Origin of the sequence: Streptomyces sp. NPDC088923, assembly GCF_044749745.1 — a bacterium.
GTDB lineage: Bacteria > Actinomycetota > Actinomycetes > Streptomycetales > Streptomycetaceae > Streptomyces.
The window spans coordinates 200,124-222,874 of the sequence record NZ_JBIVIO010000008.1 but is presented as its reverse complement, the minus strand read 5'-3'; the positions used below and the strand labels follow the sequence as shown (position 1 = coordinate 222,874).

Genomic DNA, 22,751 nt, shown 5'->3' with positions numbered 1-22,751 from the left:
CTTCGGTCCGTACCGTGGGAGGAGAGAAGGACTCGGCGGGTGGCCGGGGTCCGGTCTCAGGGGACGGGGCGGGCGCCGCCCGGAGGGAACCGCCTCGGCGGTCGCGTTGGAGCGCGCTCCAGCTCCTAGCTTCGGGCCCATGCGATACATCAAGCTCGGGAAGACCGGACTGGACGTCTCCGCCATCGCCCTCGGCTGCATGAGCTTCGGCGAGCCGGGCCGGGGCGGTGAGCCGTGGTCGTTGGGTGTGGACGCGAGCCGGGGCATCATCAAGCAAGCCCTTGAGAGCGGCGTCAACTTCCTCGACACGGCCAACGGGTACAGCGCCGGAAGCAGTGAGGAGATCGTCGGCCAGGCGGTCAAGGACTTCGCGCGGCGTGAAGAGGTCGTGCTCTCCACGAAGGTATGGATGCGGATGCGGCCCGGACCGAACGGCGCGGGGCTGTCCCGCAAGGCGATCTTCGCGGAGCTCGACGCCTCGCTGAAGCGGCTGGGGACCGATTACGTCGACCTGTACCAGATCCACCGCTGGGACTACGACACCCCGATCGAGGAGACCCTCGAAGCGCTGCACGACGTGGTCAGGTCCGGGAAGGTCCGCTACCTCGGGGCCTCTTCCATGTACGCCTGGCAGTTCGCCAAGGCCCTGTACCTGGCCGACCTGAACGGCTGGACCCGGTTCGTGTCGATGCAGGACCACTACAACCTCATCCACCGGGAGGCGGAGCGGGAGATGTTCCCGCTCTGCGCCGACCAGGGCATCGGGGTGATCCCGTGGAGCCCGCTGGCGCGGGGCCGGCTGACGCGGGCCCGGGGCACCGCCACGGCGCGTGCCCGGACCGACGCGGGCGACAAGATCCTCTACCGCGACGAGGACCAGGCGGTGGCCGATCGCGTCCACGAGATCGCGGGCAGGCGCGGTCTGTCCCCGGCCCAGGTCGCCCTGGCCTGGGTCATGCGCAACCCGGTGGTGACCTCGCCCGTCGTGGGGGTCACCAAGCCGGCCCAACTGACGGACGCGCTCGCCGCGGTGGACGTGGAACTCGACGACGACGAGGCCGCGTACGTGCAGGAGCCCTACCAGCCGCACGAAGCCGCGTACTTGGAGGAGTTCTTCTACGCCTCGCGGCCTGGGGCGGGTTCGCGGTAGACGGCGGTACGCGGGCCACTGGGGCTTCCGGCAGCGCGCCCGCCCCTGCGCGCTGGATGTTCACGGACCGGGCTCTTCGGTGTTTTCGCAGGTGGGGCCAGCCGTGAAAGTCGGGACCCCGTACGGTCGGGCGGGCCGGGAATGCCGAGACCTCGGGCGGCCGGGGGGCCGGGAAAACCGAGACCTCGGTCGGCTCGTGCCTTCTTTTAAAGGACTGGCAGAAAGAACCAACCTGCCTTCCGGCCCGCCGTCTTGTGGGTGCGGGACCCGCGTACGCGTGCGCGCGTGGGCGCGAGGAGTCGCGCGGGCGCGAGGGCTTCACTCTGTTGGGTGATAGATCGGGATATCGGGGGGAACTGGGGTTTGGCGGGCATATGCTCCGGCCAACGGCCATGTAAATGGCCCCCGTCGGGAGTCACGATCCCGAGGCGGGGGCCGACCACGAAGGAAGCCTGAAGACCTTCCCCGTGGATGACCACAAGGAAGAAGAGACCTTCCCCATGGATGCCTCGAAGCTTATCCCCCGTCGGCGTGCTCTGCGGGGCGTTACGCACGTCCGGACCCGCCTCCACCGCGAGTTCTGCGTCGTCTCCAACGCCTTGGCCCAGCACAAGAACCTGGACTACCTCGCGATCGGCATCGCCACGTACATGCTTTCCGTCCCCGAAGGGACGAAGGTCTCGATCAAGGCGTTGACGGAACGCGACCCGCGCCACGGCGAGCACGCCATCTCCGGCGCCCTCCGGCGGCTCGAAGCGGTCGGGTTCCTGCGCCGCGAGACCTCCCGGCTTCCCACCGGCAGAATCGTCACGCGCACCTTCATCCACACCGTCCCGGTGCGGGACGACGCGCCGGAGGCGGTGTGGGTCGAGCCCCTCGCGGAGGAACCCGCCGTACCGGTACGGGAGGAGGCCCGCGCACCCGAACCGGATGAGCCTTCCGCGTCCGTACCGGAGGCGGCTCCCGGGCCCGTACGCGAGGAGGCGCTCGACGCGCCGGAGGCCGCGCCCGCGCTCGTAGGCGACTCCGCGCCCGTAGGCGACTCCGCGCCCGCCGCTCCCGCTCCGGCCCCGCCGCCCCGTACGCACGCCGTCGCCGCCTACGTCCTCTCCACCCTCCACCGGGAGGACCCCCGGCTCGTCCTCCCCGAGAGGGACCTCGCGCGGCTCACGCCGCTCGCCGCCGCGTGGCTGGAGCGGGACGTGGACCGGGACGCTCTGCGCGCCGCGCTGCTCGCGCAACTGCCGCAGCACATCCACCGGCCCGCCGCCTTCCTCGCGCATCGGCTCGTCAGCGACCTCCCCGCGCGGCCCGCGAAGCTGCCGTCCACCTTCAGGGCCGCTTCCGCGCCCGTCGAGCCCTCGAACCTCCCCGACGTGCGGCCCTCCCAGTGGTGGCACAGCTGCGACGTCTGCGAGCGGGCCTTGCGGGACGGGCCCGGGCGGTGCCGGGACTGCCGGGCGGAGCGGGGTTTTGCCGCCGACAGGTGGTGAGCGGGCGGGTGCCGGGGCTCAGTCGAGGCAGAACTCGTTGCCCTCGATGTCCTGCATCGTGACGCACGACTCGTTCTCGTCGTCCGCGAGTTGGGTGTACAGGTGTACCGCGCCGAGGGCCTCCAGCCGGGCCTGCTCCGCCTGGAGCGTCGCGAGACGCTCGTCCCCGACGAGGCCCTTCCCCGCCCGTACGTCGATGTGGACGCGGTTCTTGACCACCTTGCCCTCGGGCACGCGCTGGAAGAGCAGGCGCGGACCCGCCCCCGTCGGGTCGGAGCACGCGAAGTAGCCGGGCCGCTCCTCGACGGGCAGGGAGCGGGCGTACTCCTCCCAGCTCGCGAAGCCGTCAGGCACCGGGGGGAGTTCGTACCCCAGGACCTCGCACCAGAAGGCGGCGAGGCGGATGGTGTCGGAGCAGTCGACGGTTATCTGGATCTCACGGATGGCAGGCACCGGCGAACGATAACGGGAGGTGGGGCGGGAGGCGAGCGCATTTGAGGGCCGGCGGACGTCTTGCGGTGGCGGAGTACGGCGCGGCCTGCCTCGGTGAGGGCCAGGACGTGGCGTGACGCGGCGCGGCTGCCCGGTTCGAGGCGGCGAGTGAGGGGCCCCGCGCGCAGTTCAGGTGACCGCTGCCGGGGATCGCATCCGGTGGGTCGGGATACCGGGGGCCGAGCGGCCGGTACGGGCGGGTGTACGTGCACGGGCTGGGCGCGTCGGTCAGCACCGTCGAGCTCCAGCCGTAGGCGGTGACGCGATGGACGATGAGGCTGAACGCGTCCTCGTCGAGGCCCTGTTGCTCGCTCACCCCGTCGAGCCAGGGGTCAGCACGCCGTGCAGGCGGGCGAGGAGGGTGGCGTCCTCGGCCGGATTGCTCATGGGGGGCTCCGAGGGTGGTGGGGAACGGGGTGAGGGAGGGGGGACAGTTGATCACGGAGGGGACCGTGCGGGTGGGGTGGTGGCGGTGTGTCCGCGCGAGAGGAGACACGGTGGGGCGCTCGCTCGGGCTCCAACTGGCTGTCCCGACGCTGTTGTTGCGGTGGTCCCCGCAGCCCACGGCCACTGGTGGGGAATTGAGGTTCGCAGTAGTTTCGCCTTCGTGCCTTCGGAGGCGTAGTGGAGAACCGGGGTTTCAGGGGGAGAGTTGGGCGAGGAAGACGCGGGGCCGAAGGTCGACAACCCGGACCGGGCCCGACTGGTCGAGTTGCAGACGAAGTTGGTGAACGAGCGTACCGACTTCGTCACCACCTTCCAGCTGGCCGAGAAGGAGATCGACAGGGGGAGCGCGACGGCCGAACTGGCCTGGATCGGGCACAAGGCCGAGCAGTGGCACGACCACATGGCGTCGCACCGCTCGAAGGTGCGGGAGCGCTACGACGCCGTACTCGAAGAAGTCGGCCGTCGCATCAATTCCATGCCCGACAAGGTGACTCCAGAACAAGCGATGGCCATGTCCCGCAACCGGCGCATGCCGTGACGCGGCCGTGAACCGACGCTGAGAGGGAGGGAAAACTCATGGACCCGGATGCCCGCGTGGAAAGCGGCCAGGTGTTCTCCGGGATCGACCCGGACCGGCTCAAGAAGGTGATCGGCTCGCTGGAGAAGGAGCACGAGAAGCTCCGCAGCCGGGCCGACCACTTCAAGGGCGAACTCGCCCCCTTCGGGCTCGGGCAGCAGGAAATGGCGGGGATCGCGAAGAGCGCCGCGTGGGCGCGCGATGAGATCCCCCTGCTGAGGCGGCGCTGTCAGCTCTCCCGCGCGGAGGGCGCGCCCGGATTCGCGGGGCACGAGGGCATGGTGCGGATCAACGAAGCCCTCGTGAGCCGCGCGGAAATCAAGACGGCCCGGAAGGACGGCCGGCGCGCCGCCGAACTCGCGAAGAAGAACCCGAAGGACCTGAGCGCGAGCGAATTCGACGAACTGAACACCCTCCTCACCGACAACTCCGACCGCTACCCCTTCGCCGAGACGTTCGCGGCGGCACTGGGGGCGAAGGGGACGCTGTTGTTCTGGGACGCGATGGCGAACGCGGATGTCCCGGCGGGGTACGGGGAGAAGAGCGCGTTTCCCCGGGGTGACAAGCTCGGCGAGTTCCAGAAGAGTCTGAGTCTCACGCTCGCGGCCGCCACCAACTCCGATACCGCGGCCATGCGAGCGTGGAAGAAGGAAATGATCGCGCTGGGTGACAAGCCGATCGAGGTGCGCGGCCACGAACCTTCCACCACGTCCGGGCCCGCCGGATTCATCGTCATGAGCAACCTGATGCGGTGCGGGGACTTCGACGACAAGTTCCTCACCGATTACGGCACCGCGCTGATGAAGGCCGACAGACGGCACATGGAGAACCAGGGCAAGCCTTACCAGACGGTGTGGGCCACCGGCGATCTCGTCAATCACCTCGGCAACGACCTCGGCAACGACCCCTTCACCGGCTACATGAAGGCGGTGGCGAACAGCCCGGACACGGCCACGACGTTCTTCACGACGAAGGGGAAGGACGAGAACGGCAAGACGCAGTCCAACTTCACGTACCTCTTCGAAAAGCGCAAGTGGCCGGACGACAGCGCCCCCGGCAAGAAAAGTGTCACCGGCCTCAACTCCATGGGCCACGCCCTGGAGGCCGCCACGACGGGACACCGGCCGGGAGAACTGGCGACGGCGGAGAACCTGAAGCACTCGAAGGCGCAGGCGGGGCTGTTCAAGGAAATCGTCGAATCCGTCTCGCACGAGAACGATACGCTGCTGAAGCGAGGATTCCTCTCGGACAGTATGGCGAATATGGCGGTCGACTACCTTCCGGATCTCCAGCAGTCTCTGACCGGCGATCCAAAGGGCCGGGATTCTCTCTATCCAACGGTGGGAGCGTCGGCCGAACTCCAGCAGAAGGCAGTCGCCGTGCGGTTCCTGCACTTGGTGGCCAGGAATCCCGAGGGGTACGACAAACTCAATATCTCCCAGCACGTCTATGCCACCGCGTTGATGGAGCAGCATCAGGCACATCCGGGAAGGTACAAGCCGAACGCCACGAACACGATAAAGACCCTTGCCTACGAAACAGGTTTGTTTCAGGGCGTCCTCGCTGACGCGCAACGCTTTCAGGCGGATGCAGATGCCATGGACGCCAAAGCGAAGGGGGAAGCATGGAAGGGGCATGCCAGCACCTGGGGCGGCTCCGTGGTGGGCAGCGCCGCCGGTATCGCCACTGCGTCCTTCAGCGGCCCGGGAGGTGTGGTCGCGGGTGGACTCGTTGGTGCGGCGGCCGGCAAGACATTCGACGGGATCGTCAATGGCTTCGGCGATTCCGAGAAAAAAAGAACCGAGCAGGTCTACAAAAACGTGCTGTCGGAGACTGACGCGGAGAGATCAGCGGCGCTCACCGTGCAGAACTCGGTGGAAGAAGTGACGGGGGACGGGGCACTCACGGCTGAGGTCGGGCCGCAGGCGGTGCTAGGGATCAGAGACGCTGGAGACCTGGTGGGCAGCAGCTTCTGATGCCGTCGTCGCACGGATTGAATGGGGAGAAGATGGGGCGGTTTACGGGGAAGAGGCGAGCGGTGGCCATCCTTGTCGTGTGCGTGGTCGTTGTCGCGGCAGGGGTGTTGGTGGCGCAGGCACAGGGCGTCTTTTCCTCGCGTGGGGAGATAACCGCCGAGGATGTGTGCAGGCAGGTCCCGGAACGCAATAAGGCGGTGAAGACGCTCCGTGAGATTTTGCCTGAGGGATCCGTCTATACATTCGAAGAATCCGGGGGGCCGAGGGCTGATCCCAGGTTCCATTACTTCTGCTTCGTGAAGGGGGAGGGTGGGCAATTTCTGATGACCCTGGATGTTGTTCCCCTGAGCGTCGATAATGACTGGAAGGAGTGGGAATACGCTGCGATTGATGCCGTGGACCCGCTGTACATGAAGAGTCTTTCGCCTTTCCCGGCGGGTAAGTACGCGGTCGCCAACTCCAGGGTGGCCGCTGTCGCAGATCCCTGTTTCTACTACACCGATCGAATGGACAAAACGCGGTACTACATGAGCACGGTGGTGAAAGCGCGCAAACCGCTTGATGCGGCTGATGATAAGGCGCGGCAGGATCTCATCCAACTTGCTGTGAACCTTGGTCGAAAAATGCATGCCGACGCGCGGTGTGAGGTGCCTTCGCAGTTGCCGGCGGCGTGAGGGAGAGGCGGGCATTGTGCATGATTTGGTGAGAGGGCGGCGGCGGTCGGTCGTGGTGATGGTTTGGGGCGGGGTTTTGGTCGCGCTCGTGGGGGCCGGCTTCGGGGTTGTCGCGTGACAGGGGGCGCTCGCTGAGGGGCGTAGGGCGGGCGCCGTTCTAGGCTGGGCATCAGGCGTGGGCAGGGCCGCGGATGGCCGTCGTCGGAATGACCTGTCGGAAGAAGACCACGAGGAAGCCGGAGATGAACCGCTTGGTGGTGTCGGTGACCGCGCACACGCCGCTCGACGCCAGTGACACCAAGGCTACTTCGGTGCTGGAGGAACTCGCCGTCGACTTCGCCCGGCAGGCCCACGAGGACGCCGAGTGCGAGGTGCCCGCGCGGTTGCCGGTGGGGTGACGGGGCTGGGGCCCCTCGGGGGCAGGTTCGGCGTCACCTGTTGTCCGAGAGGGTGGCCGGGTCGGTGTTGGCTCCGCAGAGGATGACCGCTACGCGTTCGTCCGGGGCGGGGGCGTAGGCGGCGGTCGTCAGGGCGGACAGGGCGGTCGCCGCCGCGTGCTCCACTGCCAGGCGGTGGTGATCCCAGAGGTCGCGGCGGGCGCGGATGATCGCTTCGTCGGGGACGGTCAGGAGGGTGGACAGCGGGTGTTGGGCGGCTGTCAACGCCAACTCCGTCGCCCTGCGCGCGCCCAGGGAGTCCGCCGCCACCGAGTCCGGGACCACGTCCACCACTTCGCCCGCCCGCACCGCCTCCGACAGCGCCGCGCAGTGCGTCGGTTCCACTCCCACCGCGCGGATACCGTGCTGGTGGGCCGCCGTCGCCACACCCGCGAAGAGGCCGCCCCCGCCGACCGCCACCACGACCGTGTCCAGGCCGGGAACCCGCTCCAGGACCTCGTCGAGCAACGTGCCCGCGCCCGCCGCGATCAGCGCGTCGTCGTACGCGTGCGAGAGCAGCGCGCCCGAGTCGGCGGCGAACTCCGCGCAGGACGCCGCCGCCTCCGCGTACTCCCTGCCCACCAGGCGCACCCGCGCCCCGTACTCCGCGAGCCGGTCCACCTTCACGCGCGGCGCGTTCTGCGGCAGGAACACCGTCGCCGGTACGCCCGCCTCGCGCGCCGCCCACGCGCACGCGAGCCCCGCGTTCCCGCCCGACGCGATCGTCACCCCGGTTGTCGGGAGCGTGCCCGCCTCGCGGTGCGCCGCCACGAAGTTCCACGCCCCGCGCGCCTTGAAGCTCCCCGTGTGCTGCGTGAACTCCAGCGCGTTCCACACCCCCGGCGCGAAGGGGGCCACGACGGCGGGGCGTACATGGCCCGCGATCCTGTCGCGCGCCGTCTTGATCTCGTCGTACGTCAGCGGGGGCATGGGTCTCCTGGGGAACGGACGGAGCACGGGGTGGTACACGGCCAGTCTGCCGTGCCGGTACCACCCGGCGCACGCCCTCCGGGCTCCTCAGGCCCCGGGCGCCTGTGTCCAGGGGTCTCGGGGTGGTCGAGGGGACTCCCTCGGTGATTGGACGCCTGAGGCGGTGCCGCTCCGGCGAGCGTACGGGGGCCCGCTCAGCCCCCGCTCAGCGCCAACTCCCGCACCCCCTGGGCCAGGAGCGCCCGGTCCCGCGCCTCCGTGAGCAACTCCGCCGCCGCCTCGGTCGGCAGCCAGCGGATCTCGTCGATCTCCGCGTTCGGCGCGAACGTGCCGCCCGTCTCCTCCGCGAGCCAGTAGTCGACCGTTTTCCGGCGTCCGTCCTGGGTCCGGTAGTGGACGCGCGGGAGGCGGGTCGTGGGGCGGCACGTGCGGCCGGTCTCCTCCTCGACCTCGCGCAGGGCGGCCGCCAACTCCGTTTCCCTGTGCTTGAGTTTCCCCTTCGGCCAGGACCAGTCCCGCCACTTCGGGCGGTGTACGAGGCAGAACTCGACGCCGTGCGCGGGCGAGCGGCGCCACAGGACGCAGCCCGCCGCGCGGACCGGGGTGCTCATACGCGTACCGCCTCCCGCCACACGCGCTGGAAGGTGTGGCGTGCCGCCTCCACCTCCTGGCGCTGGACCGCGTGCAGGACGCCGAGCGCGTACGCGGTCGGCGGGGCGATGCGCGGAGTGCGCGCCGCCGCCGCTGCCGCCGTCGCCGCGTCCGCCGCCTCCCGGTGCCGGTCCAGGGCGCGCGCGCCCGGGGCCGTACGGGCCTCCGGCACGGCGCCGAGGGCCTCCGCCGCGTACACCCGCACCCGCAGCAGGCCCCGCACCCGGTGCCACGGCGCGTCCTGCGGCTCCCCGCCGGGGGCCGCGCTGCCGAGTGCCGAAGCGTCCGCGTTGTACGGGGCACCCGCGCGGTCGAGCGGCAGCGCGGCGACCGCCTCGGCGAGCCGGTGCGAGGTCAACGAGGCCAGGGCGCCGACGACTTCGGGGTCGAGCGGGGAGGCGCCACGACGGTAGGGGACCTCGCTCGCCAGCACCGCGACCGCGTCCGCGACCGCGTGGAAGCGCGCCGAGCCGAGCGCGTCCAGCGCCGCCGAGTGCGCGCGGTTGCGGGCGAGCGTCAACTGCCGGTCGAGGAGCGCTCCCGCGCGGGCCGCACCCATGGGGAGCGGCCCCTCCGGGTGCCCCTGCGCGGGCACGGGGGCGGCCCGTACCCCCTCCTCGTCCCGCAGTCTCCGCAGCGCGCCGAGCAACCGCCCCAGCCGGTGCGCGCACGCGTACTCGTTGCCCAACACCACCGACAACCAGCTGAGTTCGGCTTGCAGCTGCTCCGCCCAGTCCGCCTCCAGGAGCGGGCGGAAGGTGTGCAGCGTCGCCTCCACGCGGTGCGCGGCGCCGCGCAGGGCGTGGACCGCCGCCTCCGTCGCCGGTGCCGAGGTGCCCGACTCGCGGCGGGCGCGCAGGGCGCGGAGGAAGGCGGCGGCCTGCTCCTGGAGGTAGGCGGTCACGGGGTCGCCTGGCGAGCCGGGGGCTCCGGTGGCAGGGGGGCCGGAGTGCAGCGGGGCGCGGACCCGCGTGCCCTGCGTCCGGGCCTGCTCAGGGGGTCGAGGTGCCACGCCTCCGCCTCCGTGCGTCGATCAACAGTTCCTGCACGTTGGGAAGTTGCTGTCCGTCCGGATCGGTCGAGTGCCGGTTCCACTCGCCGTCGGGGCCGAGGTGCCACGAGGCGGTCGAGTCCGACATGCCGGTCTCCAGGACCCGGGCGAGCGCCGCGCGGTGGGCGGGGTCCGAGACCCGTACCAGCGCCTCTATCCGGCGGTCGAGGTTGCGGTGCATCATGTCCGCGCTGCCGAACCACACTTCGGGCTCACCGCCGTTGCCGAAGGCGAAGACCCGCGAGTGCTCCAGGAAGCGGCCGAGGACCGAGCGGACGCGGATGTTCTCGGAGAGCCCGGGGACCCCGGGGCGGATCGCGCAGATGCCCCGCACCCACACATCGACCGGGACGCCCGCCATCGAGGCGCGGTAGCAGGCGTCGATGATCGCCTCGTCCACCATCGAGTTGACCTTGAAGTGCACGTGCGCGGGGCGGCCCGCGCGGTGGTGGCGCACCTCGTTCTCGATGCGCTCGATCAGGCCGTCGCGCAGCGAGCGCGGGGCGACGAGGAGACGGCGGTACGTCTCGCGCCGCGAGTACCCCGAGAGCCGGTTGAAGAGGTCGGAGAGGTCCGCGCCGACCTGCGGGTCGGCGGTGAGGAGGCCGAGGTCCTCGTAGAGCCGTGCCGTCTTCGGGTGGTAGTTTCCCGTCCCCACATGGGAGTAGCGGCGCAGTGTCTCGCCCTCCTGACGGACGACGAGCGAGAGCTTGCAGTGGGTCTTGAGGCCGACGAGCCCATAGACCACGTGGCAGCCGGCCTCCTCCAGCTTCCGCGCCCACTTGATGTTCGCCTGCTCGTCGAAGCGCGCCTTGATCTCGACGAGGACGAGCACCTGCTTGCCCGACTCGGCCGCGTCGATGAGCGCGTCCACTATCGGGGAGTCGCCCGAAGTCCGGTACAGCGTCTGCTTGATGGCGAGCACGTCCGGGTCGGCCGCGGCCTGTTCGAGGAAGGCCTGCACGGAGGTCGAGAAGGAGTCGTAGGGGTGGTGCAGCAGCACGTCCCGCTCCCGTACCGCCGCGAAGATGTCCGGCGCGGACGCCGACTCGACCTCGGCGAGATCGCGGTGCGTGCCCGCGATGAACTTCGGGTACTTCAGCTCGGGACGGTCGAGCGAGGCGATTCCGAAGAGGCCCGTCAGGTCGAGCGGGCCGGGGAGCGGATACACCTCGACGTCCGAGATCTTCAGCTCGCGCACGAGCAGATCGAGGATGTACGGGTCGATCGACTCCTCCACCTCAAGGCGGACGGGCGGCCCGAACCTGCGGCGCATCAGCTCCTTCTCCAACGCCTGGAGCAGGTTCTCCGCGTCGTCCTCCTCGACCTCCAGGTCCTCGTTGCGGGTCAGGCGGAAGCTGTGGTGCGCGAGCACCTCCATGCCCGGGAACAGCTCCTCCAGGTGCGCCGCGATGACGTCCTCGATGGGGACGTACCGGTCGGGCGCGGCCTCCAGGAAGCGGCTGAGCAGCGGCGGGACCTTGACGCGCGCGAAGTGGCGGTGCCCGCTCACCGGATTCCGTACCACCACCGCGAGGTTGAGACTCAGCCCGGAGATGTACGGGAAGGGGTGCGCGGGGTCCACCGCGAGGGGGGTGAGGACGGGGAAGATCTGCTGCCGGAAGAGCGTGAAGAGCCGCGCCTGCTCGGTCTCGCTCAGCTCCGCCCAGCGCACCAACTGCACGCCCTCGTCGGCGAGCGCGGGCAGCACGTCCTGCTGGAAGCAGGCGGCGTGGCGGGCCATCAGTTCGCGTGAGCGCGTCCAGATCAGCTCCAGGACCTCGCGCGGCAGCAGCCCGGACGCCGAACGGGTCGCGACCCCCGTCGCGATACGTCGCTTGAGGCCCGCGACCCGGACCATGAAGAACTCGTCCAGATTGCTCGCGAAGATCGCCAGGAAGTTGGCACGTTCGAGCAGCGGGGTGCGCGGGTCCTCGGCGAGTTCGAGCACGCGCTCGTTGAAGGCGAGCCAGGAGCGCTCGCGATCCAGGAAGCGGCCCGCCGGAAGCTCGGCACCCTCGGGGTCCTCGTAGGCGTCCAAGTCGGCGTCGAGGTCGGGTTCGAGGGCGGAACCGGTGTCGGCCGGGACGCTGTGGGCGGCGCTGTGCGCGGCGCTGTGCGTGCTGCTGTGCGTGGTGCCGTGCGTGCTGCCGTTCGGCGGCTGGTCGGAGGGGGCGGGGCGGTGGCCGGGCAGCGAGGCGACGGTGGGGCGGCGGGTGTCGGCGCGGGGGGTGTCACCGCGGTCGGTCTCGGCGCGGCCGGAGGCGGGGGAGGAAGGAGCGGAACCGGGCCGGCCGGGGACCGGGGCGCTGGGGCTGCTGCTGCTCGGCTGCGTCATGGGGTCATTCTTCCGCCTGAAAGGCGGTTGTGGCGCGTTGAGCGGGGATGTTCCGGGGGAAGAGGGTGCGCCGGGCGCGGGCGCGGGGCGGAGGGGGCGCGCGTCGCGACCGGTGGCGCGCGGGTCGCGACCGTTCGCGCGGTGGGTGCCGGGGACGCCGTGGGAGCCGTCGGCGGCCGCGCGGGCCTCGGTGCTCTCGGCCGGGGCGGCGGGCGCGGGCGGTGTGGGGGGCGTGCCGGAGGAGCCGGGCTCCGGGGCGGGCGGCTGCATTCGGCGAGCGTCGCAAGGCTTGCTGAATGCGGGGTTACGTGCACGTGGCGCGGAGTTTGCGGGGGGCGGGCGGCACGGGCGGCGGGGGGTGGGGGTGGCGGGCGGTGGGGGCCCCGCCCCGGCCCACCCCGCCCGGTCCGCCGTCCGCTTCCCGCGTCCTCAGCCGCCGTCCACGCACAGATCGACGTGGTCGAAGCGCAGTGCGGCGAGGTCCGTGCGCCGGATCGACCAGTGCAGGACGGCGTGTTCGGTCCACTCGACCTCCTCGCCGCAGTGGTACGTCGCGAGGTGGACCCAGTCCGCGTCCGGCTCGTCGCGCCGCAGCGACTCCAGGGGGTCCACGTTGCGTATCGCCGCGTAGCCGCCGAGCCACAGGACCGGGAAGCGCGGCTGCGGCTCGCCCGTCGCCTGCCACACGCCGTCCAGTTCGCTGGCGCGGAACCAGGCGTCCTGGCCGAGGTGCGCGAGGTGCTTGTCGGTGAAGCCCGCCTCGTCCGCGGACAGCAGAAGGTACGGGCTGCGCAACTCCTCCTCCTTGTACGGGCTCGGCGCCTCCCGTCCCCCGCCCACCGGCCGCGGGTGCCGCACGAGCGGGGTCTCGGCCGGTACGTGGCGCACGAGGCTGTCGTACGTGCCGTCGGCCCCCTCCCCCGCTGTGCCGAAGAGGAGGAGGTGCCCGTCCGCGGGGAGCGGGAGGTTCGTCGCGTCCGGCGGAAGGAGCGAGAGGTCCACGGCGGCGACGAACGCCTCGCGCGGGACCTCCGCGCCCGCCGGGGCGAGCGGCGCGCCGCCGACGCGGGCGACGACCGGGGCGGGGACGGAGTCGGCCCCGCCCTCGGCGGGTGGGGCGGCCTCGGCGGGGCGGGCGGCCTTCGGGATGCCTTCGGCGAGGTGGGCGGCGGGGAGCGTGAGGGCGATCCACGCCTCCGCCTCCTCGGCGCTGAAGCCCTCCTCGGCGGCCATGGTGCGGAAACGGTCCAGTCGTTCGCTGTGCTCTTCGCGCATGGGGAGCACCGTACGGGCGGGGTGTGACGGGGCCGCCGGGGCGCGAGAGGAAGGGGGCACGGGGGCCGTGCGGCCGGGGTCCCGGGCGCGGTCGGAGTTCGCTCGACCTCGGGACGACGCGTGGGCCGGGCGGCTCGATCACCGTTCTCAGTCCGCCACCGACTCCCGCACCGACTCCCGCACCGCCCTGCGCACCAGTTCCCTCGCCAGTTCCGTCGTCTCCGGGAGGGTGGCGAGGGGGAGGGGCTGGGTCGCGAGGGCGCCTTCGTGGAGGACGAGGAGGCGGGTCGCGAGGGCGGCGGGCGTGCGGCAGCCGGCTGTCGTGGCGAGTTCCTCGAAGAGCGTGCGCAGCCAGAGCTTCTGCTCGGCGGCGACGCGGTGCGCGGGGTGGTCGGGGTCGGGGAGTTCGGCGAGCGCGTTGATGAAGGCGCAGCCACGAGCGGCGTTCCACGGGCCCCACTCGGGCAGCGCCGTGAAGGGCGCGAGAACGGCGTCCACGGGGTCCCCGGCCGCCTCGATTTTTGAGTGCACAAGTGTGCGCCAGCGCTCGTCGCGGGCGGCGAGGTACGCGGTGACGAGCCGGTCCTTCGAGCCGAACTGGTTGTACAGCGTGCGCTTGGTGACACCGGAGTGCTCGGCTATGAGGTCCACGCCGACGGCCGTGATGCCCTGCGCGTAGAACAGCTCCTCGGCCGCCGCGATGATGCGGCGCCCCGCGGGGGAGAGGGGGCGTTCCGCGGCAGGGCGACCCGCGGCGTGGCGTTCCGCGGAAGGGTGTTCCGCTTCCGCCGGGGGTGCGGGGGTATCCGAGGGTGACGCGGGTCGCGGGTGCTCCGGCACGCGCACTCCTTCACTGATCGGTGTACGGTGAGGCGGGTACACAGATCAGTATACCCGCGAGGAGGGCGACACGAATGGCTGCGGCGAAGACCATGCGCGCGGTACGGATCACCGGGCACGGCGGGCCGGAGGTCATGCGGCTCGCTGAGGTGCCCGTCCCCGCGCCCGGCGCGGGCGAGGTGCTCGTGGAGGTGAGCGCGGTGGCGCTCAACAACACCGACCTGTGGACGCGGCAGGGCGCCTACGGCACGCCCGAGGACCCCGAGGCGCTCTCGGGGTGGCGCGGGCCGCTCGACTTCCCCCGTATCCAGGGCGCCGATGTCGCGGGACGGGTCGCGGCGGTCGGCGCGGGCGTGGACGAAGCGCTGCTCGGGCGGCGCGTGGTCGTCGACCCGGCGCTCTACGACGGGGACGGGCCCGACGCGCACCCCGTGGGGCTCATGGGGAGCGAGCGGGACGGCGGCTACGCCCAGTACGTGACGGCACCGGCCGACCAGGTCCACGACGTGACGGATTCGCCGCTCGACGACGAACAGCTCGCGAGCCTGCCGACCGCGTACGGCACGGCGCTCGGGATGATCGAGCGCGGACGGCTCGCCGGGGGCGAGACGGTCCTCGTCACGGGCGCCTCGGGCGGCGTCGGCCTCGCGGCGGTGCAACTCGCCCGGGGGCGGGGCGCGAAGGTCATCGCGCTGAGCAGCGGGTCGAAGCTCGCGGCGGTACGGGAGGCGGGGGCCGACGTGGTCGTGGACCGCGCGGGTGACGTGGCCGCGCTGCTGCGCGAAGCGGCGCCCGAGGGCATCGACGTGGCGCTCGACGTGGTCGCGGGCGAACAGCTCCGCGACAGCCTGCCGCTGCTGCGCGAGGGCGGTCGCTGGGTCGTCGCCGGCGCCCTCGCGGGCTGGGCCGTCACGCTCGACGTACGCCGCCTGTACTTGCACAACGCGCAGGTCATCGGCTCCGCGATGCACACGCGCACGCACTTCGCGCGGCTGATGGACCTGGCGCGCGAGGGCGCGATGCGGCCCGTGATCGCGGCCTCGTACGGGCTGGAGGACGCGGCGCGGGCGCAGGAGGAGCTGGAGCGGCGGGGGCACGTGGGGAAGCTGGTGCTGCGGCCGTAACCCGCGCGGGCGGGCGCGGGGGCGGTCGGCGCCCCTTACTCGTACGGCTGCCGCTGTCCCGTACGGCCGCCGCCGTCACCGGTGCCCGCCCCGCCTGTACGGCGTCGAGTGGCGTGCCGCGGGAGGCGGGCGGATGGTGGGTTCCAGAGGTACTCACGCACCGGGGGACGGAGGAGGCCGCCATGTCGCACCCCGATCAAACACCTGGCCGGGACTCCGGCCGGACCACCGGCCCGGCCACCGGTCAGCCCCCGGGGCCGGGGGCCGACGTGCCCGGCGGCAACGGGCCGGGCCGCGGCGTGCCGGGTGACGACGCCGCGCACCGCCGGCCCGCCGAGAGCGGCTGGGCGGTGGGCGGCACGGTCTTCGCCGCGGTGCTGCTGCTCGTCAACGGTGTGCTCGACATCCTCAGAGGCATCAGCGGCATCGCCAAGGACGACGTCTACACCCGCGTCAACGACTACGTCTTCCGCTGGTCGGCGACAGGCTGGGGCTGGGCGCTCCTGATCATCGGCATCGTCGCGGTCCTCGTCGGCCTCGGCCTCTTCCGCGACGCCCTGTGGGCCCGGGTGGTCGGCGTCTTCGTCGCCTCGCTGAGCATCATCGCCCACTTCCTGTGGCTCCCCTACTTCCCGGTCTGGGCCCTCGTCGCCATCGCGATCGACGCCTGGGTCATCTGGGCGCTGACGGCGCACCGGGGCGGGGCAACGCGGGAAGGGTGAGGCCGCGGCAGGGGGCCGCGGGACGGATTCCCGCGGCCCTTCGCCTCAGTTCTCCGTCCGGTACATCAAGTCCGTCTCGTACGTCGTGAAGCCGAGGCGCTCGTAGACCGTCACCGCGGCGACGTTGTCCGCGTCCACGTAGAGCATTCCCGTCGGCAGGCCACGGCTGGCGAGGTGGCGCAGGCCCGTCGTGGTGAGGGCGCGACCGAGGCCGCCGCCCTGGGCGCCGGGACGGACGCCGACCACGTAGACCTCGCCGAGTTCCTCCGCCGCGTGCACCTTCGTCCAGTGGAAGCCGACCAGCTCGCCGCCGTCCTCGCGCACCGCGAGGAAGAAGCCCTCCGGGTCGAACCACGGCTCGGCCTCGCGGTCGGCGAGGTCGCGCAGCGTCATGCCGCCCTGTTCGGGGTGGTGCGCGAACGCGGCGGCGTTCAGCTCCAGCCACGCCTCCTCGTCCTGCCCCGGCACGAACGCGCGCACCGTGATCCCCTCGGGCCACACGGGCTCCGGCAGGTCGAGGCCGGTGAGCGGACGGCGCAGCTGGCGCAGTTCGCGGAAGAGGCGCAGCCCGAGCACCTTCGCGAGGTGCCGCGCCGCCGGGTGCCCGCCGTGCGCCCAGATCCGCAGCCGTCGCCCCGTGAGCCGCAGCAGCTCCTGGCCCAGCGCCCGGCCGTGGCCCCGCGCGCGCAGCCCGGGCGCGACGAGGAGTTCGGCGGCCGGCGACTCGACGGGGTCGGAGCCGTCGAGCTGCGCGTACCCGGCGAGGGCGCCGTCCGGCAGGCGCAGCAGCACGTGCCGTACGCCGGGACGCTCGCCCCCGCGCAGGTGCAGCCGGCCCTGCTCGGAGACGGCGTACTGCCCGTCCTCGCGCGCGCCCGCGGCGATCAGCTCGCCGACGGCGGCGGCCTGGGCCTCGTCGAGGGCGTCGAAGACGTCGATCCGGCGCGCTGGTACGGGGGCGGCGGGCCCGGTGGGGGTGTTCGCTTCGCTGCTCATGCTGGGAGCGTACGAGTACGGGGCGGCCCGGGGCCGCCGCCACCCCCCGCGGCGTGCGCGGCGGCGGTCGCTGTGTCCGGGCGGCTGTCGTTGTCGTCGGGTGGCTGTCGCTGTGCTCCGGTGGCGCTCCTGCGTCCGGCAGCCCCCTGCGTCGTCGCGCCCCCGCGTCCGGCGGCCCCCGTGCTCGCGTCCCGCCCGTGCTCGCGTCCCGCCCGTGCTCGCGTCCCGCCCGCCCCCGCGTCCCGCGCCGCCCCCGGACCAACCCGCCACTTGGCGACCAAGCCCGCCCACTTGCCCCCGCTTGGTCGCTTGCGCTGCCAGCGAACCGGCAACTCCCTCAACTTGGCGTGAAGTTGTAGGGTGAGCTTGTGAGTACGGACCGTGCCCTCGGCGCGAGCGCTCCGCACCGGAGCGCCCGGCCGAGGCCGAGTCACCGCCAGGTGGCCGACGAACTGCGCGCCCGGATCAGGTCCGGGGCGCTGCGCCCTGGCGACCGGATGCCCACGCAGGCCCGGCTCGCCGCGGAGTTCGGCGTCGAGCGCGGCACCGTGCGCGAGGCCCTGCGCATCCTGCGCGCCGAGCGCCTCCTGACCCACGCCACCAAGGGCGCGCCCCCGGCCGTGGCCGAGCACACCGCGCGCGGGCGCGGCGGCCCCGGCGAGCTGCCGCGCTCCACGACCGCGGCGCTCGGTCCCCGTATCGCCGCCGCCTTCGAACAGCCGCACGTCGAGATCCGCGCGCTGTGCCTCACCTCCGTCTCGCTCACCCTCGCCATGGGCGAGCCGCTGCGCCAGATACACGCGGGCGAACTGAAACCGGACCGCATCGACCTGCGCGTCCTCCTGCCCGACCGCGACATAGGTCTCGCCTTCCCGGCCGCGGTGGACCCGGGCGGCGGCGGACCGGCGGGGACCGCCGCGGGGGACCGCGACGTCGTGCACCGTCACTGGCTCGCCCAGCGCAACGCCCAGGGCAAGGTCCTCGCGCACAACCTCCTCGCCCTGCGCTCCTCGCACGGCATGGACGTCCACGTCGAGTACCGCGCCATCCCCTTCACCCCGCCCGTGAAGCTCTACCTCCTCAACGAGGAGGAGGCACTTTTCGCTTACTACACGCTCGTGCGACGCGGCGCCGACTACGGTCCCGCCCACGTCGAGACCTACGACGCCGAGGGGACGGAGGCGGTGCTCTTCGCCTTCGACCAGGACGCGGGGCCGCGCGACGCCGCCTTCGTCGGCCAGTCCGCCGCCTGGTTCGACGGGCTGTGGAACACGATCAGCGCGCCCTTGCGGCTCACGTGAGCGGCGGGGGGGGCGGGGCGGCCGGGAGAGGGCGCGGGGACACGGGCGCGGGGAGCGCGGGAGCGGGTTGCGGGGTGCGGATCGCGGGGAGCGCGTGCGCGGGGCGGAGTTGGCGGAGAGAAGGTCCTGGTTGCGGGCCGGTTGCGTGCTGTTGGCCCGCACTTTCCGCTCATCTGCCGACAACTCCCCTGAGGTGGCATGAAGTTGTACGGTGATGACGTGAGCGAGGAAAACCCCGTCGAGTCCCCGGGGCCGGCCCCGAGCCCCGGCCGGACCGCCGCGGGCCCCTCCGACGCGCCCGCACCCACCCCGTTACCGGCCCCCGCACCGGCGACCGGGCCCGCACCCGTACCCGTACCGGCGCCCGCCTCCGCCCCGGAGGACCCCGCGCCCGCCCCCGCCCCCGCCCCGCCCCCCGGCGTCCCGTCCCCGCCGGACCCTCTCCCGCCCACGCCCGCCGCCATCGCCGCGGCGCTCCGCGACCGCATCGCGCGCGGCGTCCTCAAGGCGGGCGACCGCATCCCCACCCAGGCGGAGTTGTCCCAGGAGTTCGGCGTCGAGCGCGGCCGGGTGCGGCAGGCGCTCCAGGCGCTGCGCGCCGAGGGCCTGCTCAGCCACTCCACGAAGGGCGTCCCGCCGCGCGTCGCCCAGCCGGGCCACGACGGCGAGCGCGCGGGCGGCACGCCGGCGCCGCGCCCCACGCTCGTCGCGCTCGGCCCCCGCCTCGTACGGGCCTTCGCCGCGTCCGAGGTGCGGATCGACGCCCTCTGCCTCACCGCCGAATCGCTCATCCCCGCCGTCAGCGAGGCCGTCATCGGGGTGCACAGCGGGAGCCTGCGGCCCGACTCGGTCGACGTGCGCATCCTGCTGCCCAGCCGCAGCATCGACCTCGCCTTCCCCGTCGCGGCCTCGGGCGAGCCGGTCGAGGCGGCGGCCGTGCACCGCCGCTGGCTGGAGATGCGCGATTCGCAGGTGAGAGTCCTGAACCGGACGCTCACCGGGCTGCGGCAGTCCCACGGGACCAAGGTGTCCGTCGCCTTCCGCACGGTCCCCTTCACCCCGCCGGTGAAGCTGTACGTCCTCAACGGGAGCGAAGCCCTCTTCGCGTACTACCTCGTGAGACGGACCGACGAGAACGGCGAGGACGTCCCCGAGATGATCGACACCTGGGGACCGCGCGCCCAGCTCTTTCCGTACGACGTCACGCACGGCCCGCGCGACGAGGTGTTCGTCGCGCAGTCCGCCCGCTGGTTCGAGGGCCTCTGGCAGACCATCAGCGAGGAGCTGAAACTCGACGGGTGACGACAACCAGGACGCACTCGGAACCGGAACACGCCTGCTTCGCAAGGGAGTCGGGACCCCAACCCCGACGCGGTACCGAACCGGAGCCCGGGCCGACCGGGCCCGCCCTCCGCGCCGAGACCCCCGCCGAACCACTCGCCGCACTGATCGACCGCACCCGCTGGGTGCTCTTCGACTTCGACGGACCCGTGTGCCGCCTCTTCGCCGGGCACCCCGCGCGCGGCATAGCCCGCCGCATGGCGAGCTGGCTCGACGCCCGCCCCGGCGGCCGGGCGCTCGCGGCGGGCGCGGCGCTCAGCAAGAACCCGCAGGCCCTCCTGCGGGCCGTGGGCACGCGGGACACGGAGGGCGGCACCGTCCGGGCCCTCGAATCCCTGCTGACCCAGGAGGAGTTGCGGGCGGTCGAGAGCGCCCGCCCGACCCCGCACCTCACCGAACTCCTGCACACGTGGTACGCGGCGGGCCGCCGCTTCGCCGTGACGACCAACAACTCCCCGCTCGCCGCCCGCCGTTACCTCGAACTCCAGCGGCTGGACAGCTACTTCGCCGACCACTACCACGGCCGCGGACTCCCGCTCCGCCTCAAGCCCGACCCGTACTGCCTGACCGAGGCGGTCAAGTCCCTCGACGCCGACCCGCGCGCGACGCTGATGATCGGCGACGAGCCGGGCGACGCGAAGGCCGCCCGAGCCGCCGGCATCCCCTTCCTGGGCTACGCCGAACGCCCGGCCCGCCGGGCGGCGTTGCACGCGGCGGGTGCGAGGCACGTGGTGGCTTCTTACGCGGAGGTGTTGTAGGGGGCGGGCCCGGGGTCGGGGCGGCGGGATGGTGGGACGGGCCCCGCTCGGCCCCCTCCTGCCGGTCGTACGGCGTGGGGCGCGGCCGGGGGTGCGGCGGGGCGCCGTCGAAGGCCGACGGTACGTGCTCGGCGCGGCGGCGGTTCGCGCTCGGGGTGGTGGTGGTTCGTGCTCGGCGCGACGGCGGTACGTGCTCGGTGCGGCGGCGGTTCGCGCTCGGGGTGGTGGTTCGTGCTCGGCGCGACGGCGGTACGTGCTCGGTGCGGCGGCGGTACGTGCTCGGTGCAGGCGGAACCTTCCGGGCGCGCCCGTCGCCCGCTGTGACGAACGAGCCCGCCGCCACCCGGCCTCCCCGACCCTCGCCCGCCTTCCTGCCCGCCCGCCCCGCGCGCTCCCGTCTCCGCGCCCCCGCGGCCTCTTCCCCGGACCCGCCCCCGGTCACATCCCGTCGCCGACGCACAACGTCCCGTACGAAGAACGGTCCCGCCCGGCAGCCCCTGGGCGACCGCGCGTCGCCCCCGCTCCGCACCCGATTCGTCCCGTCCGCCCGCCCCCGTCCGGACGCCCTCCATCTCCACCCCTGACCTGGCGCGATGGGTGGCGCGGGCTGGCGTGCGGGGGTGGCGGACGGGTGGCGAGACGAGGCGCGCCGTGCGGGGGCTCGTACTGTCGTCCGCTGAATCGTTTCTTCTCGGTCCCGCGAGCGGAGGCACCTCTTCCGCTCCGTTACGGTGAGCGAGCGGAGCCCCGGCGGGCGGGGCCGGTTCGGGAGTGGCACGTGCGCACCGTGAGGTCCGGTTGGCAGGGCAAGGAGCCAGGGGGCGGCGAAGGCGGCGGGCACGATTCCGCGCACGGCGTCACGCACGGTGCGTCACACGGGAGTTACGAGTCGCGCGGTCACCGCGCCGCGCACCACACGTCCGCTCCCCGCCTGCACGCCATCGCCTGCGGAGTCGCCCACGCCGCCGGGGCGCAGACGGTGGGCGCCCATGCCTCCGGCCCCGGTCGCTCCCACGCCGTACCGCCGTCCCCCACAAGCCGGTTCGGCTGGACGCCGGACGAACGCGTGCCCCTGGCCCCGGAGTTCCCGGCCGCCGCCGTCACCGAGGCGCTCGCGGCGGCTCGTACCGCCGACCCGGCGCGTGTCCGCGTCCTGAGCGGCACGGCGCACCGCAACGCCGTGGTCTGGCTGGCCGCCTGGCAACGAGCCGTCGTCGTGCGGAGGTTCGCTCTCGCTGTCGCCGCCCGCAGGGAGCGCGGCTTCTACAGCGAGCACAGCGTCCTGGAGGCGATCCACGCCACGTACGAGGGCGAGGAGCCCGACGACCCGCGTGTTTCCCGCGCTCCCCGTGTTCCCCGCGTTCTCGCGCTCGGCCGCGACGCGGACGGCTCCTTCTCCCTCCACACGTACGAGGGCCCGCTGCCCGCGCCTTCGCGTGTCACGCACGACCGGCTCACCCCCCGCCACCCAATCAACGGCCTGCGGGTCCGCGAGGCCGATGCCCTCGTCGACCAGCTCGCCGCGCTCACCCGCGTGGACTGCGCCCACCTCGAACCGGCCGCCGGGCGCCCGGAGTTCTTCGCCTGGCTGCGCGCCGAACTCGTCCGCCTCGTGGCCTCGCTGCCCGCCCCGGTCCTCGCCCGCGCCACCGCGAGCGGCCTGCCGGGCCCGGGGGCGCTCGAAGAGCTGCTCGCCCCGCTCACCGTCACACCCCGCACCCCCGGCCTCCTCCACGGCGACCTCAACCCCTGGAACATCGTTCGCCTCCCCGGCGACGATCTCGCCCTGATCGACTGGGAGTTGGCACTCACGGGTGACCCTCTGTACGAGCTGGTCCGCCACCTCCACCTCGCCCCGGCCCGCCCCTCGCTGCGTGCCCGCATGCTGCACCGCTGGAGCCGCGTGCTCCCCCCGGACCGCACGGCGGGCTGGGAACGCGACGCCCCCGTCTACGCCCACCTCGAACGGCTCCGCAGCGCGTACCTGGACCTGGACCGCATCGTCACGGGCTCCGCCCTCGATGCCCCCAACGTCCGCCGTGCGGTGCGTCGTTACGGTCGCACGCTGGCCTCGGCGCACGCCTCCCTCGCGGCGCTCGGGGCGCGCGGGGCGCTCGGGGCGGGGAGTACGGCTCCCGGAACCGGTATCGCGGCGCTCTGAGCGCCGAGGGGTCCCGC

At 72.8% G+C, this 22,751-nt stretch carries 20 protein-coding genes; 12 read left to right on the top strand and 8 right to left on the bottom strand.

Going from position 1 to position 22,751, the window contains the following annotated elements; translation table 11 throughout:
* Positions 1 to 139 precede the first annotated feature (139 nt).
* Together ACIP4O_RS26190 and ACIP4O_RS26185 are read left to right on the top strand one after the other, a co-directional pair.
* Entirely contained in the window at positions 140 to 1,150 is a 1,011-nt protein-coding gene (locus ACIP4O_RS26190; RefSeq protein ID WP_401578056.1) for an aldo/keto reductase, read from the top strand.
* A 500-nt stretch (positions 1,151 to 1,650) separates the two neighbouring features.
* Positions 1,651 to 2,643 carry a hypothetical protein gene (locus ACIP4O_RS26185; protein ID WP_401578054.1) on the top strand — a complete coding sequence of 331 codons (993 nt, stop codon included), beginning with the start codon at positions 1,651 to 1,653 and terminating at the stop codon, positions 2,641 to 2,643.
* A gap of 18 nt (positions 2,644 to 2,661) precedes the next feature.
* Here the strand turns inward: ACIP4O_RS26185 and ACIP4O_RS26180 are convergent, their stop codons facing one another.
* A complete protein-coding gene (locus ACIP4O_RS26180; protein ID WP_401578052.1) occupies positions 2,662 to 3,096 on the bottom strand; it encodes a VOC family protein in 435 nt (144 codons plus the stop codon).
* Positions 3,097 to 3,862: 766 nt separating this feature from the next.
* Here ACIP4O_RS26180 and ACIP4O_RS26175 point away from each other — a divergent pair.
* The 4 genes from ACIP4O_RS26175 (at position 3,863) to ACIP4O_RS26160 (ending at position 7,207) form a co-directional block, all read left to right on the top strand.
* Positions 3,863 to 4,120: a hypothetical protein gene (locus ACIP4O_RS26175; RefSeq protein WP_401578050.1), complete on the top strand. Its 258-nt coding sequence runs from the start codon at positions 3,863 to 3,865 to the stop codon at positions 4,118 to 4,120.
* Positions 4,121 to 4,158: 38 nt separating this feature from the next.
* On the top strand, positions 4,159 to 6,135 hold the full coding sequence (locus ACIP4O_RS26170) for a hypothetical protein (RefSeq protein ID WP_401578048.1): 1,977 nt from the start codon (positions 4,159 to 4,161) through the stop codon (positions 6,133 to 6,135).
* Positions 6,136 to 6,197: 62 nt separating this feature from the next.
* On the top strand, positions 6,198 to 6,809 hold the full coding sequence (locus ACIP4O_RS26165; protein WP_401578047.1) for a hypothetical protein: 612 nt from the start codon (positions 6,198 to 6,200) through the stop codon (positions 6,807 to 6,809).
* Positions 6,810 to 7,051: 242 nt separating this feature from the next.
* Positions 7,052 to 7,207: a hypothetical protein gene (locus ACIP4O_RS26160; RefSeq protein ID WP_401578045.1), complete on the top strand. Its 156-nt coding sequence runs from the start codon at positions 7,052 to 7,054 to the stop codon at positions 7,205 to 7,207.
* Positions 7,208 to 7,240: 33 nt separating this feature from the next.
* On the opposite strand, the gene ACIP4O_RS26155 is transcribed toward ACIP4O_RS26160, so the two are convergent.
* The 6 genes from ACIP4O_RS26155 to ACIP4O_RS26130 all read right to left on the bottom strand — a co-directional run bounded on the left by ACIP4O_RS26155 (position 7,241) and on the right by ACIP4O_RS26130 (position 14,196).
* Positions 7,241 to 8,176, bottom strand: coding sequence for a serine/threonine dehydratase (locus ACIP4O_RS26155; protein ID WP_401578043.1), 936 nt, complete (start codon positions 8,174 to 8,176; stop codon positions 7,241 to 7,243).
* A 194-nt stretch (positions 8,177 to 8,370) separates the two neighbouring features.
* On the bottom strand, positions 8,371 to 8,787 hold the full coding sequence (locus ACIP4O_RS26150) for an NUDIX hydrolase (protein ID WP_401578041.1): 417 nt from the start codon (positions 8,785 to 8,787) through the stop codon (positions 8,371 to 8,373).
* On the bottom strand, positions 8,784 to 9,839 hold the full coding sequence (locus ACIP4O_RS26145) for a CHAD domain-containing protein (RefSeq protein ID WP_401578039.1): 1,056 nt from the start codon (positions 9,837 to 9,839) through the stop codon (positions 8,784 to 8,786). Before ACIP4O_RS26145 ends, ACIP4O_RS26150 begins: the two co-directional genes overlap by 4 nt.
* Positions 9,820 to 12,216 carry an RNA degradosome polyphosphate kinase gene (locus ACIP4O_RS26140; protein WP_401578037.1) on the bottom strand — a complete coding sequence of 799 codons (2,397 nt, stop codon included), beginning with the start codon at positions 12,214 to 12,216 and terminating at the stop codon, positions 9,820 to 9,822. The genes ACIP4O_RS26145 and ACIP4O_RS26140 overlap by 20 nt, the downstream gene beginning before the upstream one ends.
* A 429-nt stretch (positions 12,217 to 12,645) precedes the next feature.
* Entirely contained in the window at positions 12,646 to 13,491 is an 846-nt protein-coding gene (locus ACIP4O_RS26135) for a DUF1963 domain-containing protein (protein WP_401578035.1), read from the bottom strand.
* Between the two features lie 147 nt (positions 13,492 to 13,638).
* Positions 13,639 to 14,196: a TetR/AcrR family transcriptional regulator gene (locus ACIP4O_RS26130; protein ID WP_401578178.1), complete on the bottom strand. Its 558-nt coding sequence runs from the start codon at positions 14,194 to 14,196 to the stop codon at positions 13,639 to 13,641.
* A gap of 209 nt (positions 14,197 to 14,405) precedes the next feature.
* On the opposite strand from ACIP4O_RS26130, the gene ACIP4O_RS26125 reads away from it, so the two are divergent.
* Complete coding sequence (locus tag ACIP4O_RS26125; protein ID WP_401578033.1) at positions 14,406 to 15,455, top strand: zinc-binding dehydrogenase; 1,050 nt, start codon at positions 14,406 to 14,408, stop codon at positions 15,453 to 15,455.
* 182 nt (positions 15,456 to 15,637) lie between these two features.
* The gene (locus ACIP4O_RS26120) at positions 15,638 to 16,177 is read left to right on the top strand and encodes a hypothetical protein (protein ID WP_401578031.1); all 540 of its coding nucleotides are present in this window, start codon (positions 15,638 to 15,640) and stop codon (positions 16,175 to 16,177) included.
* A 45-nt stretch (positions 16,178 to 16,222) separates the two neighbouring features.
* Here the strand turns inward: ACIP4O_RS26120 and mshD are convergent, their stop codons facing one another.
* Positions 16,223 to 17,173 (bottom strand): mycothiol synthase, encoded by a 951-nt coding sequence (gene mshD, locus ACIP4O_RS26115; protein ID WP_401578029.1) that lies wholly within the window; start codon positions 17,171 to 17,173, stop codon positions 16,223 to 16,225.
* A 440-nt stretch (positions 17,174 to 17,613) separates the two neighbouring features.
* Here mshD and ACIP4O_RS26110 point away from each other — a divergent pair, with 440 nt between their 5' ends.
* From ACIP4O_RS26110 to ACIP4O_RS26095, 4 genes are all read left to right on the top strand, one after another.
* On the top strand, positions 17,614 to 18,474 hold the full coding sequence (locus ACIP4O_RS26110; protein ID WP_361323859.1) for a GntR family transcriptional regulator: 861 nt from the start codon (positions 17,614 to 17,616) through the stop codon (positions 18,472 to 18,474).
* 219 nt (positions 18,475 to 18,693) lie between these two features.
* Positions 18,694 to 19,776 carry a GntR family transcriptional regulator gene (locus ACIP4O_RS26105; RefSeq protein WP_401578027.1) on the top strand — a complete coding sequence of 361 codons (1,083 nt, stop codon included), beginning with the start codon at positions 18,694 to 18,696 and terminating at the stop codon, positions 19,774 to 19,776.
* Positions 19,773 to 20,573 (top strand): HAD family hydrolase, encoded by an 801-nt coding sequence (locus tag ACIP4O_RS26100; RefSeq protein WP_401578025.1) that lies wholly within the window; start codon positions 19,773 to 19,775, stop codon positions 20,571 to 20,573. The genes ACIP4O_RS26105 and ACIP4O_RS26100 overlap by 4 nt, the downstream gene beginning before the upstream one ends.
* Before the next feature lie 778 nt (positions 20,574 to 21,351).
* Positions 21,352 to 22,734 carry a phosphotransferase family protein gene (locus ACIP4O_RS26095; RefSeq protein WP_401578023.1) on the top strand — a complete coding sequence of 461 codons (1,383 nt, stop codon included), beginning with the start codon at positions 21,352 to 21,354 and terminating at the stop codon, positions 22,732 to 22,734.
* The last annotated feature ends 17 nt before the right edge of the window (positions 22,735 to 22,751 follow it).

Coding starts and splice junctions, on each gene's coding strand:
- ACIP4O_RS26120 (WP_401578031.1), top strand. CDS start 15,638: ATGTCGCACCCCGATCAAACACCTGGCCGGGACTCCGGCCGGACCACC.
- ACIP4O_RS26125 (WP_401578033.1), top strand. CDS start 14,406: ATGGCTGCGGCGAAGACCATGCGCGCGGTACGGATCACCGGGCACGGC.
- ACIP4O_RS26140 (WP_401578037.1), bottom strand. CDS start 12,216: ATGACGCAGCCGAGCAGCAGCAGCCCCAGCGCCCCGGTCCCCGGCCGG.
- ACIP4O_RS26155 (WP_401578043.1), bottom strand. CDS start 8,176: ATGCCCCCGCTGACGTACGACGAGATCAAGACGGCGCGCGACAGGATC.
- ACIP4O_RS26150 (WP_401578041.1), bottom strand. CDS start 8,787: ATGAGCACCCCGGTCCGCGCGGCGGGCTGCGTCCTGTGGCGCCGCTCG.
- ACIP4O_RS26170 (WP_401578048.1), top strand. CDS start 4,159: ATGGACCCGGATGCCCGCGTGGAAAGCGGCCAGGTGTTCTCCGGGATC.
- ACIP4O_RS26135 (WP_401578035.1), bottom strand. CDS start 13,491: ATGCGCGAAGAGCACAGCGAACGACTGGACCGTTTCCGCACCATGGCC.
- mshD (WP_401578029.1), bottom strand. CDS start 17,173: ATGAGCAGCGAAGCGAACACCCCCACCGGGCCCGCCGCCCCCGTACCA.
- ACIP4O_RS26185 (WP_401578054.1), top strand. CDS start 1,651: ATGGATGCCTCGAAGCTTATCCCCCGTCGGCGTGCTCTGCGGGGCGTT.
- ACIP4O_RS26190 (WP_401578056.1), top strand. CDS start 140: ATGCGATACATCAAGCTCGGGAAGACCGGACTGGACGTCTCCGCCATC.
- ACIP4O_RS26160 (WP_401578045.1), top strand. CDS start 7,052: ATGAACCGCTTGGTGGTGTCGGTGACCGCGCACACGCCGCTCGACGCC.